This window comes from Streptomyces sp. x-80, assembly GCF_046549095.1.
GTDB lineage: Bacteria > Actinomycetota > Actinomycetes > Streptomycetales > Streptomycetaceae > Streptomyces > Streptomyces celluloflavus.
On record NZ_JAJPWM010000005.1, the window covers coordinates 312,403 to 325,105 of the forward strand.

The window sequence follows — 12,703 nt, forward strand, 5'->3', positions numbered from 1 at the left end:
GGCCGACCGCCGCGCGGGCGCGCCCGCCCTGTACACGATACGGCCGCGGCGCCCTGCCGGGCATCGCGGCCGTATTCGGAGTGTGTGCGGCCCTACTCGCCGCGGCCCAGCGCGGCCATCGCCCGCCGGGTGACCTCATCGACCTTGCCGAGGGCCGGGATCGTGATGACCAGGTCCTGGCCCTTGTAGTAGTCGATGATCGGCTCGGTCTCCGTGTGGTAGACCTCCAGGCGCTTGCGCACCGTGTCCTCGTGGTCGTCGTCACGCTGGTAGAGCTCGCCGCCGCAGGTGTCGCAGACACCCTCGGTGGCCGGCTTCTGGTACTCGACGTGGAAGACGTGCGCCGAGTTGCTGCGGCAGATACGCCGACCGGCGATCCGCTTGACGACCTCGTCCTCGGGGACCTCCAGGTCGAGCACCGCGTCCAGCGCGATGCCCTTGCCCTTGAGGAAGCCGTCGAGCGCCTCGGCCTGCTTGAGGTTGCGCGGGAACCCGTCCAGCAGGAACCCGCCGGCCGTGTCCGGCTGCTCCAGACGGTCCTCGGCCATGCCGATCGTGACCTCGTCCGGCACCAGGTTTCCGTCGTCCATGAAGGACTTCGCCCGAACACCCAGCGGTGTGCCCTCGCTGATGTTGGCGCGGAAGAGGTCGCCCGTGGAGATGTGCGGGATCGCGAGGTTGGCGGCGAGGTACGCGGCCTGCGTACCCTTGCCGGCCCCCGGGGGTCCGACGAGGACGATTCGCATCAGCGGAGGAACCCTTCGTAGTTGCGCTGCTGAAGCTGGCTCTCGATCTGCTTCACGGTCTCCAGACCCACACCCACGATGATCAGGATGCTCGTCCCGCCGAACGGGAAGTTCTGGTTCGCCTGGAACAGCACCAACGCCACTGTTGGTACGAGTGCGATCAGCCCCAGGTACAGCGAGCCCGGCCACGTGATCCGGTTGAGCACGTAGCTGAGGTACTCGGCCGTCGGGCGACCAGCCCGGATGCCCGGGATGAAGCCACCATACTTCTTCATGTTGTCGGCAACTTCTTCGGGGTTGAAGGAGATCGCGACATAGAAGAAGGCGAAGAAAACGATCAGCAGGAAGTACGTAACGATGTAGACGGGGTGATTTCCCTTGGTGAAGTTGGTGGCGATCCAGGTCGCCCACGCCGCCTTCGACCCGCTGAACTGTGCGACCAAGGCCGGAATGTAGAGCAATGACGACGCGAAGATGACGGGAATCACACCCGCCTGATTCACCTTCAGCGGAATGTACGTGGACGTACCGCCATAGGACCGGCGTCCGATCATCCGCTTCGCGTACTGGACCGGAATGCGCCGCTGGGCCTGTTCGACGAAGACCACCAGGGCGACCATCGCCAGTCCCACGAGGATGACCGCGCTGAACTCGATCCAGCCGTCGGCGAGCTTGCCGGTGAGCTTGATCTGCCACAGCGCGCCCGGGAAGCTGGCGGCGATCGAGATGAACATCAGGATCGACATGCCGTTGCCGATACCGCGGTCGGTCACCATCTCACCGAGCCACATCACCACGGCCGTACCGGCGGTCATCGTGATGACCATCGTGATGGTGGTGAACATCGAGTCGTTGGGCACGATCTCGCTGGCGACCGGGCAGCCCTGGAAGAGCGCGCCGCTGCGCGCCGTGGCCACCAGTCCGGTGCCCTGGAGGATCGCGAGCGCGATGGTCAGATAGCGGGTGTACTGGGTGATCTTCGCCTGGCCGGTCTGGCCCTCTTTCTTGAGGGCTTCCAGCCTCGGGATCACCACGGTCAGCAGCTGGAGGATGATGCTCGCCGTGATGTACGGCATGATCCCCAGCGCGAAGATCGTGATCTGGAGCAGCGCGCCGCCGCTGAACATGTTCACCAGGGCGAACAACTGGTTGTTGGCGCCGGTCTGCTTCACGCAGGCTTCGACGTTCGCGTAGTTCACCCCGGGGATCGGGACATGCGCGCCGATCCGATAGAGCACGATGATGCCCAACGTGAACAGCAGCTTCTTGCGCAGGTCGGGCGTCTTGAACGCTCGGGCGAACGCGGTGAGCACGGTGCCTCCTGCGCCTCCCGCCTCGGGTGCGAGAGGTGACGGTCTTGAGGATCGACGGATACATAGCGGTCGAATGCCGCACAGCCACAGGCCGTGCGGCGGGGCCCGGAGGTCGCCCTCCGGAAAACAACAGTGCATGCCACCTTACCGGCGACCATGCCCCCTTGGAACGACCAACCGGGGATGCCCCAAACGATGGGCATCCCCGGTCAGTTGAACCAACGAACTCAGATCAGTTCGGTGACGGTGCCGCCGGCAGCGGCGATCTTCTCCTTGGCGGAGCCGGAAACGGCGTCAACCGTCACCTGGAGCGCCACGGAGACCTCGCCGGTGCCGAGCACCTTGACGAGCTCGTTCTTGCGAACCGCACCCTTGGCGACCAGATCGGCCACCGTGACCTCGCCACCCTGCGGGTAGAGCTCGGCCAGCTTGTCCAGGTTCACCACCTGGAACTGCTTGTGGGCGGGGTTCTTGAAGCCCTTCAGCTTCGGGAGACGCATGTGGAGGGGCATCTGCCCGCCCTCGAAGCGCTCCGGAACCTGGTAACGGGCCTTCGTGCCCTTGGTACCACGACCAGCGGTCTTACCCTTGGACGCCTCACCACGACCCACACGGGTCTTGGCGGTCTTGGCGCCCGGGGCAGGACGGAGGTTGTGGACCTTCAGCGGGTTGTTCTCCGCCATGTCAGTCGACCTCCTCGACCGTCACGAGGTGACGGACGGTGTGCACCATTCCGCGGAACTCGGGGCGGTCCTCCTTGACAACCGAGTCGTTCAGGCGCTTGAGCCCGAGCGACCGAAGGGTGTCGCGGTGGTTCTGCTTGCTACCGATGAAGGACTTCGTCTGCGTGATCTTGAGGTGCGCCATTACGCGGTCACCCCGGCACGCGCCCGCAGCAGAGCGGCGGGAGCAACGTCCTCCAGCGGCAGGCCACGACGGGCCGCGATCTCCTCGGGGCGCTGAAGGCCCTGAAGCGCGGTCACCGTGGCGTGCACGATGTTGATCGGGTTCGACGAACCGAGCGACTTGCTCAGCACGTCGTGGATGCCGGCGCACTCCAGAACGGCGCGCACCGGACCACCGGCGATCACACCGGTACCGGGGGAAGCCGGCTTGAGCAGGACGACGCCCGCAGCCTTCTCGCCCTGGATCGGGTGCGGGATGGTGCCCTGGATACGGGGGACCTTGAAGAAGCTCTTCTTGGCCTCTTCCACGCCCTTGGCGATGGCAGCCGGAACTTCCTTGGCCTTGCCGTAACCGACACCTACGGTGCCGTCACCGTCGCCCACCACGACCAGCGCGGTGAAGCTGAAACGGCGACCACCCTTGACAACCTTGGCGACGCGGTTGATCGCGACAACGCGCTCAACGTACGCGGTCTTTTCGGCGGCAGCACCACCGTCGCGACCCTTCCGGTCCCGCCGCTCGCCGCCACCGGCACCGCTTCCGCGGCGCTGGGGTCCAGCCATTGGATTTACCTCTCTCTGTTACGTCCGCTAGCTCCGGAACCGGGGCTTAGAACTTCAGCCCGGCTTCGCGGGCGGCGTCCGCCAGAGCGGCAATGCGCCCGGCGTACTGGTTGCCACCGCGGTCGAACACGACGGCCTCGACGCCGGCGGCCTTGGCGCGCTCAGCGACCAGGGCACCGACCTGCTTGGCCTGGGCGCTCTTGTCGCCCTCGCCACCACGGATGGACGTGTCCAGGGTCGACGCCGACGCGAGCGTGTGGCCCGCGATGTCGTCGATGACCTGCGCCACCATGTGGCGGTTGGAACGCGTCACGACCAGACGCGGACGCGCCGGCGTACCCGCAATCCGCTTACGGATGCGGATGTGGCGCCGCTTGAGGGCCGCGCCCTTGCGAGCGTTACCCTTCGCGATCTTCACACCGTATGCCATGGCTTACTTACCAGCCTTTCCGACCTTGCGGCGGATGACCTCGCCGGCGTACTTGACGCCCTTGGCCTTGTACGGGTCAGGCTTGCGCAGCTTGCGGATGTTGGCCGCAACCTCGCCCACCTTCTGCTTGTCGATGCCCTCGACGCTGAGCTTGGTCGGGGACTCGACCTTGAAGGTGATGCCTTCGGGAGCCTCGATCACGATGGGGTGGCTGTAGCCCAGTGCGAACTCCAGGTTGGAGCCCTTCGCCTGGACCCGGTAACCGACACCGCTGATCTCGAGTGCCTTGCTGTAGCCCTGGGTCACGCCGGTGATCATGTTCGCCACCAGCGTGCGGGACAGGCCGTGCAGGGCCTTGTTCTGACGCTCGTCGTTCGGGCGGATGACGTTCAGCACGCCGTCCTCACCCTTGGCGACCTCGATGGGGGCGGCAACGGTGTGCGAGAGGGAACCCTTGGGGCCCTTCACCGCGACCGTGCGGCCATCGATGGTGACGTCCACACCAGCAGGAACCTGGATGGGCAGCTTGCCAATACGCGACATTAGCTATTCCTCCGTTCCTGGTTACCAGACGTAGGCGAGGACTTCCCCACCCACGCCCTTCTTGCTGGCCTGCTGACCGGTCAGGAGACCGTGGGACGTGGAGATGATCGCCACGCCCAGGCCGCCGAGGACCCGCGGCAGGTTGGTGGACTTTGCGTAGACCCGCAGGCCCGGCTTCGAAATCCGCTTGATGCCGGCGATCGAGCGCTCGCGGTTCGGGCCGAACTTCAGCTCGAGGACGAGGTTCTTGCCGACCTCGGCGTCCTCGACCTTCCAGCCGGTGATGTAGCCCTCCTGCTGGAGGATCTCCGCGATGTGCGACTTGATCTTGCTGTGCGGCATCACGACGGTGTCGTGGTACGCCGAGTTCGCGTTACGCAGACGAGTCAGCATGTCCGCGATGGGATCAGTCATGGTCATGAATTGGCCTTCGGCCTCTCTCGCCGGGGTTTCCTATGTGCGCCATCCCTCTCCCCGATCAGAGTCGGGACGGGTGCGGTGCGGGGACCTACGGCGTAGTAAGCGACGTTATGCGGGCGATGCCCGCGGTCGGTCTTGGGCGGCGGGGCCCAACCCTTCTACCCTACGGGACAAAGGGACGGGCCCCTACCGGCCAGATGCTTACCGAGAGCTTCAGGTAGTTCCCAACTAGGGAATTACCAGGAGCTCTTGGTCACGCCCGGCAGCTCGCCACGGTGAGCCATCTCACGAAGGCACACGCGGCACAGGCCGAACTTGCGGTAGACGGAGTGCGGCCGGCCGCAGCGCTGGCAACGCGTGTACGCGCGCACAGCGAACTTCGGCTTGCGGGCCGCCTTCGCGATCAGAGCCTTCTTCGCCACGGTCAGTTCTCCTTGAACGGGAAGCCGAGGTGACGAAGCAGGGCACGGCCCTCATCGTCGTTCTGGGCGGTCGTCACCACGGTGATGTCCATGCCCCGGACCCGGTCGATCTTGTCCTGGTCGATCTCGTGGAACATGACCTGCTCCGTGAGACCGAAGGTGTAGTTGCCCCGGCCGTCGAACTGCTTCGGGGACAGACCACGGAAGTCGCGGATGCGCGGCAGCGCCAGCGACAGCAGACGGTCCAGGAACTCCCACATGCGGTCGCCACGGAGGGTGACGTGGGCACCGATCGGCTGGCCCTCACGCAGCTTGAACTGCGCGATGGACTTACGGGCCTTGGTGACGGCCGGCTTCTGGCCGGTGATCGTGGTGAGGTCGCGGATGGCGCCCTCGATCAGCTTGGAGTCGCGGGCGGCGTCGCCCACACCCATGTTGACCACGATCTTGGTCAGACCGGGGATCTGCATGACGTTCTCGAACGAGAACTCGTCCTTCAGCTTCCCGGCGATCTCTTCGCGGTAGCGCTGCTTGAGGCGCGGTGCGTTGGTGGTGGCAGTCATCAGATGTCCTCACCGGTCCGCTTGGCAACGCGGATCTTGTTGCCCTCGTCGTCGAAGCGGTATCCGACGCGGGTGACGACCTTCGTGCCGTCCTTCTCCACGATCAGCTGAACGTTGCTGACGTGGATGGGGGCCTCGGTCGTCACAATGCCGCCGGTCTTCGAACCACGAGCGGTCTGGCCGGCCTTGGTGTGCTTCTTGACCCGGTTGACACCCTCGACAAGAACACGGTCCTCGCGGGGGAAGGCCTGCACGACCTTGCCCTGCTTGCCCTTGTCCTTACCGGTGATGACCTGGACCAGGTCGCCCTTCTTGATCTTCATCGGTTACAGCACCTCCGGCGCGAGCGAGATGATCTTCATGAACTTCTTCTCGCGCAGCTCCCGGCCCACCGGGCCGAAGATGCGGGTGCCGCGGGGGTCGCCATCGTTCTTGAGGATGACGGCCGCGTTCTCGTCGAAGCGGATGTACGAGCCGTCGGGACGGCGGCGCTCCTTGACGGTGCGAACGATGACGGCCTTGACGACGTCACCCTTCTTCACGTTGCCACCGGGGATCGCGTCCTTGACGGTGGCGACAATGACGTCACCGATGCCCGCGTAGCGGCGACCCGAACCACCGAGAACACGGATGCAAAGGACTTCCTTCGCACCAGTGTTGTCGGCGACGCGCAGTCGCGACTCCTGCTGGATCACGTCTATCTCCTGATCGTCTGCCGGTTCCCGGCGGGGGCCTGACCTCTATGAGGCCGGGCCCCCGCCGAGCCTGGCGGAACTGAACCTGAGCAGTGAGCTCAGGTGGTACTAACGGATTTCCCTGACGGGAACGGCCTGCTTACTTGGCCTTCTCAAGGATCTCCACGACGCGCCAGCGCTTCGTGGCCGACAGCGGCCGGGTCTCCATGAGGAGAACACGGTCGCCGACGCCCGCGGCGTTCTGCTCGTCGTGCGCCTTGAGCTTGTTCGTACGACGGATGACCTTGCCGTACAGCGCGTGCTTGACGCGGTCCTCGACAGCGACGACGACGGTCTTGTCCATCTTGTCGCTGACGACGAGACCCTCGCGGGTCTTGCGGAAACCGCGGTCGTTGGTCTCAGTCACATTCTTCTCGCTCATCAGGCGCTCTCCACCGTCTCGATGCCCAGCTCGCGCTCACGCATCAGGGTGTAGATCCGGGCGATGTCCTTGCGGACGGCCTTCAGCCGGCCGTGGTTCTCAAGCTGTCCGGTCGCCGCCTGGAAGCGGAGGTTGAACAGCTCCTCCTTGGCCTCACGAAGCTTGCCGACGAGGTCCTCGTCATTCAGCTCGCGCAGCTCGGTCGCCTTGGTACCGGCCGCCATCACGACTCACCTGCCTCGCGCCGCACGATGCGGCACTTCATCGGAAGCTTGTGGGCGGCGCGGGTCAGCGCCTCCTTGGCAACCTTTTCGTTCGGGAAGGACAGCTCGAACATCACCCGACCGGGCTTGACGTTCGCGACCCACCACTCCGGAGAACCCTTACCGGAACCCATGCGGGTTTCGGCCGGCTTCTTCGTCAGCGGACGGTCGGGGTAGATGTTGATCCACACCTTGCCGCCACGCTTGATGTGACGAGTCATGGCGATACGAGCGGACTCGATCTGCCGGTTCGTCACGTAGGCGGGCGTCACGGCCTGGATGCCGTACTCACCGAAGGCCAGCTCGGTGCCACCCTTGGCCATACCACTGCGCTTGGGGTGGTGCTGCTTGCGGTGCTTGACCCTGCGAGGGATCAGCATGTCGGTCAGGCCTCCGTTCCGGGGGTCTCCGCCGGAGCAGTGGCTGCGGCCTCGGCCTTGGGGGCCTCGGCAGCGGCGCTCTGCTGCGGCTTGCGGCCGCCGCGGCCACCGCGCTCGCCACCACGACGCGGGCGGTCGTTGCCGCCACCACGGGCCGGGCGGTTACCCGCACGGGCGGCAGCGTTCTCGGCGCGGACCTCGGCGATGTTCTTGACGTCGCCCTTGTAGATCCAGACCTTCACGCCGATCCGGCCGAAGGTGGTCTTGGCCTCGAAGAAGCCGTAGTCGACGTTCGCACGGAGCGTGTGCAGGGGCACACGGCCCTCGCGGTAGAACTCCGAGCGGGACATCTCGGCGCCGCCGAGACGGCCACCGCACTGGATCTTGATGCCCTTGGCGCCGGCCTTCATCGTCGACTGCATGCTCTTACGCATGGCGCGACGGAAGGAGACGCGGGAGGACAGCTGCTCGGCGACGGCCTGGGCCACGAGCTGAGCATCGGTCTCGGGGTTCTTGACCTCGAGGATGTTCAGCTGGACCTGCTTGCCGGTCAGCTTCTCCAGTTCGCCGCGGATGCGGTCGGCCTCGGCGCCACGGCGGCCGATGACGATGCCCGGACGAGCGGTGTGGATGTCAACGCGGACGCGCTCACGGGTGCGCTCGATCTCCACCTTGGAGATACCGGCGCGCTCCATGCCCTTCGTCATCATGCGACGAATGGCGACGTCTTCCTTGACGTAGTCCTTGTACAGCTTGTCGGCGTACCAACGCGACTTGAAGTCGGTGGTGATGCCGAGCCGGAACCCGTGCGGGTTAACCTTCTGGCCCATTACCGGGTTCCTTCCTTGCTGCTGACGACCACGGTGATGTGGCTGGTCCGCTTGCGGATCCGGTAGGCACGGCCCTGGGCACGCGGACGGAACCGCTTCAGGGTCGGGCCCTCGTCGACGTACGCCTCGGTGATGACGAGGCTGCCGGCGTCGGTGTGGTCGTAGTTGTGCGCGGCGTTGGCAATGGCGCTGTCCAGCACCTTGCCAACCGGCACGCTCGCGGCCTGCGGGGCGAAACGCAGGACCGCCTGAGCCTCCGTGGCATCCATGCCACGGATAAGGTCCACCACGCGGCGGGCCTTCATGGGCGTGACGCGGATGTACCGCGCCTGGGCCCTGGCTTCCATGGTTGTCCCTTCGGTGTCAGTCATAGTCTTCGCACTCCGCCGATCAACGACGCCGCGACTTGCGGTCGTCCTTCTCGTGGCCGCGGAAGGTACGGGTCGGCGCAAACTCGCCGAGCTTGTGGCCGACCATCGACTCGGTGACGAACACCGGGACGTGCTTGCGGCCGTCGTGCACCGCGATCGTGTGGCCGAGCATGGCCGGGACGATCATGGAGCGGCGGGACCAGGTCTTGATGACGTTCTTGGTGCCGGCTTCGTTCTGGACATCCACCTTCTTGGTGAGATGTCCGTCGACGAAGGGCCCCTTCTTGAGACTGCGCGGCATCTAAACCCGCTCCTAGCGCTTCTTGTTCGTCTTGCGGCGGCGGACGATGTACTTGTTGCTGGCCTTCTTCGGCGAGCGAGTACGACCCTCCTTCTTGCCCCAGGGCGAGACCGGGTGGCGACCACCGGAGGTCTTGCCCTCACCACCACCGTGCGGGTGGTCGACCGGGTTCATCACGACACCACGCACGGTCGGGCGGACGCCCTTCCAGCGCATACGGCCGGCCTTGCCCCAGTTGATGTTCGACTGCTCGGCGTTGCCGACCTCGCCGATGGTGGCGCGGCAGCGGGCGTCGACCAGCCGGATCTCACCGGAGGGCATACGAAGGTGGGCCATGGTGCCCTCCTTCGCCAGCAGCTGCACGGAGGCACCCGCGGAGCGGGCGAACTTCGCGCCGCCGCCGGGCCGCAGCTCGATGGCGTGGATCGTCGTACCCACGGGGATGTTGCGCAGTGCCAGGTTGTTGCCGGGCTTGATGTCGGCGCCGGGGCCGTTCTCAATCCGGGCGCCCTGGACCAGGCCGCGGGGGGCGATGATGTAGCGCTTCTCGCCGTCTGCGTAGTGCAGCAGCGCGATGCGCGCGGTGCGGTTGGGGTCGTACTCGATGTGCGCGACCTTGGCCGGCACGCCGTCCTTGTCGTGACGACGGAAGTCGATCACGCGGTAGGCGCGCTTGTGGCCACCACCCTGGTGGCGAACGGTCACACGACCGGCGTTGTTACGGCCGCCCTTGCTGTGCAGCGGGCGGACCAGCGACTTCTCCGGCGTGGACCGCGTGATCTCGACAAAGTCGGCGACGCTGGAGCCACGACGGCCCGGGGTCGTCGGCTTGTACTTGCGGATACCCATTTCTCAGTCCTCGTCCGATTCCGGACGACTCGGACTCCGTTAGGAGACCGGGCCGCCGAAGATGTCGATACGGTCGCCCTCGGCGAGGGTCACGATGGCGCGCTTGGTGTTGGCGCGCTTGCCGAAACCGGTCTTGGTGCGCTTGCGCTTACCCTGACGGTTGATCGTGTTGACCCCGGTGACCTTGACCGAGAAGACCGTCTCGACGGCCTGCTTGATCTGGGTCTTGTTCACGCCGGGCGCGACGATGAACGTGTACTTGTTCTCGTCCAGCAGCGCGTAGCTCTTCTCCGAGACAACCGGCTTGACGAGAATGTCGCGCGGGTCCGAGAAGGTCTTGCTGGTAACGGTCGCCTCAGTCATCAGGCGTCGCTCCCTTCGAGCTCAGCGGCCTTGGGACCAGCCACGAAGGACTCGAAAGCGGCCTTGGTGAAGACCACGTCGTCAGAGATGAGCACGTCGTACGTGTTCAGCTGGCCCGGCTCCAGGAGGTGCACCTGGGGCAGGTTGCGGGCGGAGAACCACGCGGCCTCGTCGCTGCGCTCGACGACCAGGAGCACGTTCTTGCGCTCGCTGACCTTGCCGAGGAGCGCCTTGGCGGCCTTGGTGGAGATCTCGCCCTCGACCACGCCGGAGACGACGTGGATGCGGCTGTTGCGGGCCCGGTCGGTGAGGGCTCCGCGCAGGGCGGCGACCTTCATCTTCTTGGGCGTCCGCTGCGAGTAGTCACGCGGCACGGGACCGTGCACGACGCCACCGCCGGCGAACTGCGGCGCACGGGTCGAACCCTGGCGCGCGCGGCCGGTGCCCTTCTGGCGGTACGGCTTGCGGCCACCGCCGCGGACCTCGCCACGAGTCTTGGTCTTGTGCGTGCCCTGACGGGCCGCGGCCAGCTGCGCGACAACGACCTGGTGGATCAGCGGAATGCTGACCTTGGCGTCGAAGATCTCCGTGGGGAGCTCGACGGTCCCGGCCTTGTCGCCTGCCGGCGAAAGGATGTCAATGGTGCTCATCGTTACCTCAGGCCCCCTTGGCCGCGGTACGGACCAGGACGAGGCCGCCGTTCGGACCAGGAACTGCGCCCTTGATGAGCAGCAGACCCTTCTCCGCGTCAACGGCATGGACGGTCAGGTTCTGGGTGGTGACCCGCTCATTGCCCATACGGCCGGCCATCCGCATGCCCTTGAACACGCGGCCCGGGGTGGCGCAGCCACCGATGGAACCAGGCTTACGGTGCACGCGGTGGGCACCGTGCGACGCCTTGCCGCCATGGAAGCCGTGACGCTTCATGACGCCGGCGAAGCCCTTGCCCTTGCTCTTGCCGGTCACATCGACCTTGACACCGGACTCGAAGGTCTCGGCGTTCACTTCCTGGCCGAGGGTGTACTCGCCGGCATCGGCGGTACGGACCTCGACGAGGTGGCGGCGGGGCGTGACGTCTGCCTTGGCGAAGTGGCCCTTGAGGGGCTTGTTCACCTTGCGCGGGTCGATCTCGCCGAAGGCGATCTGGACGGAGTCGTAGCCGTCCTGGTCATTCGTACGCACCTGGGTAACGACACAGGGGCCGGCCTTCACCACGGTCACCGGGACGACACGGTTGTTCTCGTCCCAGACCTGGGTCATGCCGAGCTTCTCGCCCAGGATGCCCTTGATCTGCTTTGCCATCTCTTCCGCGCCTCTCAGAGCTTGATCTCGATGTCAACGCCGGCCGGAAGGTCCAGGCGCATCAGCGAGTCAACGGTCTTGGGCGTCGGGTCGAGAATGTCGATCAGGCGCTTGTGCGTGCGCATCTCGAAGTGCTCGCGCGAGTCCTTGTACTTGTGCGGCGACTTGATGACGCAGTACACGTTCTTCTCAGTGGGCAGCGGCACCGGGCCCGCGACCGACGCACCAGTCCTGGTCACCGTCTCGACGATCTTCTTCGCCGACGTGTCGATGACCTCGTGGTCGTAGGCCTTGAGCCGGATGCGGATCTTCTGTCCCGCCATGGCTACTCAGTAGTCCTGTCTCTCGTAACGCTCTGGGGCCCGATGCGCCGCGTTCCCTGGGGAACACTGTCCAACCTCCGACCCACGCGGTCGGGCGTGTCGCACCCCTTCCCGTAAATCTCCATAACGGAGATCCTTCAAGAAGGAGGTTGTGGGGGAAGAACACCCACCGGGCGCCTGGCTGGTACCCCGCTGACGCTTCCCGGAAGATTCCCGTACTTCCGCCCCTGAGCAGGGACGACGAATACCTGGGACTCGCTTCCGGTCCTCCCGGCGGGAGGCGCGCAGCATCGGCACTCAACCGAGCAACCTGGCCAGTGTGCCATACGGGTCACGGCACTCGCCAATCGAGCCCAAGAGGTTACCGCAGCCGCGCGGCCCCCCGTACCGGGCGACTCGCCCATCCTGCCCCGTACACGTCACCGGAACGACGTGTACGAGACAGGCCGGACGGGGTCACCCCCGGGCCGTGTACGTCACGAACACGGCCCAGGCATTCGGCGTAAACCCGAGGCTCGGCCCCTGCGTGTCTTTGGAGTCACGGACGTGGACGGTGCCGGGGGTGGTGGCTACCTCGACGCAGCTATCAATTTCCGGGCCGCTGCTGTGGCTGCTCTTGAACCACGCCGGCTCGGCAGTGTCCCCGGCGGGGGGCTTGACGATCATGTCTCTCCTCGCACTTTCCCGATCGCGGAGATA

24 protein-coding genes are annotated in these 12,703 nt (G+C 65.8%); all 24 read right to left on the reverse strand.

Going from position 1 to position 12,703, the window contains the following annotated elements:
- Positions 1 to 92: 92 nt before the first annotated feature.
- Positions 93 to 746: an adenylate kinase gene (locus ACLJWH_RS12060; RefSeq protein ID WP_411141635.1), complete on the reverse strand. Its 654-nt coding sequence runs from the start codon at positions 744 to 746 to the stop codon at positions 93 to 95.
- The gene (gene secY / locus ACLJWH_RS12065; protein WP_411141636.1) at positions 746 to 2,059 is read right to left on the reverse strand and encodes a preprotein translocase subunit SecY; all 1,314 of its coding nucleotides are present in this window, start codon (positions 2,057 to 2,059) and stop codon (positions 746 to 748) included. Before secY ends, ACLJWH_RS12060 begins: the two co-directional genes overlap by 1 nt.
- Positions 2,060 to 2,286: 227 nt before the next feature.
- Complete coding sequence (gene rplO, locus ACLJWH_RS12070) at positions 2,287 to 2,742, reverse strand: 50S ribosomal protein L15 (RefSeq protein WP_411141637.1); 456 nt, start codon at positions 2,740 to 2,742, stop codon at positions 2,287 to 2,289.
- Position 2,743: 1 nt separating this feature from the next.
- Positions 2,744 to 2,926 (reverse strand): 50S ribosomal protein L30, encoded by a 183-nt coding sequence (gene rpmD / locus ACLJWH_RS12075; RefSeq protein ID WP_362701420.1) that lies wholly within the window; start codon positions 2,924 to 2,926, stop codon positions 2,744 to 2,746.
- A complete protein-coding gene (gene rpsE / locus ACLJWH_RS12080) occupies positions 2,926 to 3,528 on the reverse strand; it encodes a 30S ribosomal protein S5 (protein ID WP_381679244.1) in 603 nt (200 codons plus the stop codon). The genes rpmD and rpsE overlap by 1 nt, the downstream gene beginning before the upstream one ends.
- A gap of 46 nt (positions 3,529 to 3,574) precedes the next feature.
- A complete protein-coding gene (rplR, locus tag ACLJWH_RS12085) occupies positions 3,575 to 3,958 on the reverse strand; it encodes a 50S ribosomal protein L18 (RefSeq protein ID WP_411141638.1) in 384 nt (127 codons plus the stop codon).
- A 3-nt stretch (positions 3,959 to 3,961) separates the two neighbouring features.
- The gene (rplF, locus tag ACLJWH_RS12090) at positions 3,962 to 4,501 is read right to left on the reverse strand and encodes a 50S ribosomal protein L6 (RefSeq protein WP_052859627.1); all 540 of its coding nucleotides are present in this window, start codon (positions 4,499 to 4,501) and stop codon (positions 3,962 to 3,964) included.
- A gap of 21 nt (positions 4,502 to 4,522) precedes the next feature.
- Positions 4,523 to 4,921, reverse strand: a complete 399-nt coding sequence (gene rpsH, locus ACLJWH_RS12095; protein WP_052859626.1) for a 30S ribosomal protein S8 — start codon at positions 4,919 to 4,921, stop codon at positions 4,523 to 4,525.
- A gap of 236 nt (positions 4,922 to 5,157) precedes the next feature.
- A complete protein-coding gene (locus ACLJWH_RS12100; protein ID WP_004571834.1) occupies positions 5,158 to 5,343 on the reverse strand; it encodes a type Z 30S ribosomal protein S14 in 186 nt (61 codons plus the stop codon).
- Between the two features lie 2 nt (positions 5,344 to 5,345).
- On the reverse strand, positions 5,346 to 5,906 hold the full coding sequence (rplE, locus tag ACLJWH_RS12105; RefSeq protein ID WP_094791271.1) for a 50S ribosomal protein L5: 561 nt from the start codon (positions 5,904 to 5,906) through the stop codon (positions 5,346 to 5,348).
- Complete coding sequence (gene rplX / locus ACLJWH_RS12110) at positions 5,906 to 6,229, reverse strand: 50S ribosomal protein L24 (protein WP_381679238.1); 324 nt, start codon at positions 6,227 to 6,229, stop codon at positions 5,906 to 5,908. The genes rplE and rplX overlap by 1 nt, the downstream gene beginning before the upstream one ends.
- A gap of 3 nt (positions 6,230 to 6,232) precedes the next feature.
- On the reverse strand, positions 6,233 to 6,601 hold the full coding sequence (rplN, locus tag ACLJWH_RS12115) for a 50S ribosomal protein L14 (RefSeq protein WP_030831680.1): 369 nt from the start codon (positions 6,599 to 6,601) through the stop codon (positions 6,233 to 6,235).
- A 139-nt stretch (positions 6,602 to 6,740) separates the two neighbouring features.
- Positions 6,741 to 7,022, reverse strand: coding sequence for a 30S ribosomal protein S17 (gene rpsQ / locus ACLJWH_RS12120; protein WP_351511166.1), 282 nt, complete (start codon positions 7,020 to 7,022; stop codon positions 6,741 to 6,743).
- The gene (gene rpmC, locus ACLJWH_RS12125; RefSeq protein ID WP_006604881.1) at positions 7,022 to 7,246 is read right to left on the reverse strand and encodes a 50S ribosomal protein L29; all 225 of its coding nucleotides are present in this window, start codon (positions 7,244 to 7,246) and stop codon (positions 7,022 to 7,024) included. Before rpmC ends, rpsQ begins: the two co-directional genes overlap by 1 nt.
- Positions 7,246 to 7,665: a 50S ribosomal protein L16 gene (rplP, locus tag ACLJWH_RS12130; RefSeq protein WP_006604880.1), complete on the reverse strand. Its 420-nt coding sequence runs from the start codon at positions 7,663 to 7,665 to the stop codon at positions 7,246 to 7,248. The genes rpmC and rplP overlap by 1 nt, the downstream gene beginning before the upstream one ends.
- 5 nt (positions 7,666 to 7,670) lie before the next feature.
- Positions 7,671 to 8,495, reverse strand: a complete 825-nt coding sequence (gene rpsC / locus ACLJWH_RS12135) for a 30S ribosomal protein S3 (RefSeq protein WP_411141639.1) — start codon at positions 8,493 to 8,495, stop codon at positions 7,671 to 7,673.
- The gene (rplV, locus tag ACLJWH_RS12140) at positions 8,495 to 8,842 is read right to left on the reverse strand and encodes a 50S ribosomal protein L22 (RefSeq protein WP_052859704.1); all 348 of its coding nucleotides are present in this window, start codon (positions 8,840 to 8,842) and stop codon (positions 8,495 to 8,497) included. The genes rpsC and rplV overlap by 1 nt, the downstream gene beginning before the upstream one ends.
- A gap of 43 nt (positions 8,843 to 8,885) precedes the next feature.
- Positions 8,886 to 9,167, reverse strand: coding sequence for a 30S ribosomal protein S19 (rpsS, locus tag ACLJWH_RS12145; protein WP_052859621.1), 282 nt, complete (start codon positions 9,165 to 9,167; stop codon positions 8,886 to 8,888).
- 12 nt (positions 9,168 to 9,179) lie between these two features.
- Positions 9,180 to 10,016 carry a 50S ribosomal protein L2 gene (gene rplB, locus ACLJWH_RS12150; protein ID WP_052859620.1) on the reverse strand — a complete coding sequence of 279 codons (837 nt, stop codon included), beginning with the start codon at positions 10,014 to 10,016 and terminating at the stop codon, positions 9,180 to 9,182.
- A 39-nt stretch (positions 10,017 to 10,055) separates the two neighbouring features.
- Positions 10,056 to 10,379, reverse strand: coding sequence for a 50S ribosomal protein L23 (rplW, locus tag ACLJWH_RS12155; RefSeq protein ID WP_052859619.1), 324 nt, complete (start codon positions 10,377 to 10,379; stop codon positions 10,056 to 10,058).
- Positions 10,379 to 11,029 carry a 50S ribosomal protein L4 gene (gene rplD, locus ACLJWH_RS12160; RefSeq protein ID WP_411141640.1) on the reverse strand — a complete coding sequence of 217 codons (651 nt, stop codon included), beginning with the start codon at positions 11,027 to 11,029 and terminating at the stop codon, positions 10,379 to 10,381. The genes rplW and rplD overlap by 1 nt, the downstream gene beginning before the upstream one ends.
- Positions 11,030 to 11,036: 7 nt before the next feature.
- Positions 11,037 to 11,681: a 50S ribosomal protein L3 gene (gene rplC / locus ACLJWH_RS12165; protein WP_052859617.1), complete on the reverse strand. Its 645-nt coding sequence runs from the start codon at positions 11,679 to 11,681 to the stop codon at positions 11,037 to 11,039.
- Positions 11,682 to 11,695: 14 nt separating this feature from the next.
- On the reverse strand, positions 11,696 to 12,004 hold the full coding sequence (rpsJ, locus tag ACLJWH_RS12170) for a 30S ribosomal protein S10 (protein ID WP_004571821.1): 309 nt from the start codon (positions 12,002 to 12,004) through the stop codon (positions 11,696 to 11,698).
- Between the two features lie 456 nt (positions 12,005 to 12,460).
- Positions 12,461 to 12,670 (reverse strand): DUF397 domain-containing protein, encoded by a 210-nt coding sequence (locus ACLJWH_RS12175; RefSeq protein ID WP_411141641.1) that lies wholly within the window; start codon positions 12,668 to 12,670, stop codon positions 12,461 to 12,463.
- Positions 12,671 to 12,703 lie beyond the last annotated feature (33 nt).

Coding starts and splice junctions, on each gene's coding strand:
- ACLJWH_RS12060 (WP_411141635.1), bottom strand. CDS start 746: ATGCGAATCGTCCTCGTCGGACCCCCGGGGGCCGGCAAGGGTACGCAG.
- rplO (WP_411141637.1), bottom strand. CDS start 2,742: ATGGCGGAGAACAACCCGCTGAAGGTCCACAACCTCCGTCCTGCCCCG.
- rpmD (WP_362701420.1), bottom strand. CDS start 2,926: ATGGCGCACCTCAAGATCACGCAGACGAAGTCCTTCATCGGTAGCAAG.
- rpsE (WP_381679244.1), bottom strand. CDS start 3,528: ATGGCTGGACCCCAGCGCCGCGGAAGCGGTGCCGGTGGCGGCGAGCGG.
- rplR (WP_411141638.1), bottom strand. CDS start 3,958: ATGGCATACGGTGTGAAGATCGCGAAGGGTAACGCTCGCAAGGGCGCG.
- rplF (WP_052859627.1), bottom strand. CDS start 4,501: ATGTCGCGTATTGGCAAGCTGCCCATCCAGGTTCCTGCTGGTGTGGAC.
- rpsH (WP_052859626.1), bottom strand. CDS start 4,921: ATGACCATGACTGATCCCATCGCGGACATGCTGACTCGTCTGCGTAAC.
- rplE (WP_094791271.1), bottom strand. CDS start 5,906: ATGACTGCCACCACCAACGCACCGCGCCTCAAGCAGCGCTACCGCGAA.
- rplX (WP_381679238.1), bottom strand. CDS start 6,229: ATGAAGATCAAGAAGGGCGACCTGGTCCAGGTCATCACCGGTAAGGAC.
- rpsQ (WP_351511166.1), bottom strand. CDS start 7,022: ATGAGCGAGAAGAATGTGACTGAGACCAACGACCGCGGTTTCCGCAAG.
- rpmC (WP_006604881.1), bottom strand. CDS start 7,246: ATGGCGGCCGGTACCAAGGCGACCGAGCTGCGCGAGCTGAATGACGAG.
- rplP (WP_006604880.1), bottom strand. CDS start 7,665: ATGCTGATCCCTCGCAGGGTCAAGCACCGCAAGCAGCACCACCCCAAG.
- rpsC (WP_411141639.1), bottom strand. CDS start 8,495: ATGGGCCAGAAGGTTAACCCGCACGGGTTCCGGCTCGGCATCACCACC.
- rplV (WP_052859704.1), bottom strand. CDS start 8,842: ATGGAAGCCAGGGCCCAGGCGCGGTACATCCGCGTCACGCCCATGAAG.
- rpsS (WP_052859621.1), bottom strand. CDS start 9,167: ATGCCGCGCAGTCTCAAGAAGGGGCCCTTCGTCGACGGACATCTCACC.
- rplB (WP_052859620.1), bottom strand. CDS start 10,016: ATGGGTATCCGCAAGTACAAGCCGACGACCCCGGGCCGTCGTGGCTCC.
- rplW (WP_052859619.1), bottom strand. CDS start 10,379: ATGACTGAGGCGACCGTTACCAGCAAGACCTTCTCGGACCCGCGCGAC.
- rplD (WP_411141640.1), bottom strand. CDS start 11,029: ATGAGCACCATTGACATCCTTTCGCCGGCAGGCGACAAGGCCGGGACC.
- rplC (WP_052859617.1), bottom strand. CDS start 11,681: ATGGCAAAGCAGATCAAGGGCATCCTGGGCGAGAAGCTCGGCATGACC.
- rpsJ (WP_004571821.1), bottom strand. CDS start 12,004: ATGGCGGGACAGAAGATCCGCATCCGGCTCAAGGCCTACGACCACGAG.
- ACLJWH_RS12175 (WP_411141641.1), bottom strand. CDS start 12,670: ATGATCGTCAAGCCCCCCGCCGGGGACACTGCCGAGCCGGCGTGGTTC.